We start from the raw sequence: 291 nt of genomic DNA on the forward strand, positions 1-291 counted from the left end.
ATTATTGGTAAGAATTTTGCCAAAGAGTTTTACGGTACCATGACAGATATTCAGGAAAAGGACAAACATACTCAGCGATTTTATTCTCCTCATAAGTCATTTTTGGTAAATATAGGCAATATTAGAGAGATTGATCGAAAAAACCTAGAAATTGTTTTCTATGAAGATCATCGTTGTCCTATTTCAAGATTAAAAATTAGAAAATTAAAAGATATTTTAGAGAAAAAATCTAAAAAGTGATTGACAATTAGTAAGAAATTGATATAATGGTTATATCTGCTACAGATAGAA

The 291-nt window shown here is 27.5% G+C and carries 1 pseudogene; it reads left to right on the forward strand.

What is annotated here, in order from left to right:
• Positions 1-240 (forward strand): annotated as a pseudogene (gene comE, locus WKI42_RS10805) (competence system response regulator transcription factor ComE); the annotation flags it as partial.
• Positions 241-291 lie beyond the last annotated feature (51 nt).

The sequence above is a fragment of the Streptococcus pseudopneumoniae genome (genome assembly GCF_038148935.1).
Lineage (GTDB): Bacteria > Bacillota > Bacilli > Lactobacillales > Streptococcaceae > Streptococcus > Streptococcus pseudopneumoniae_U.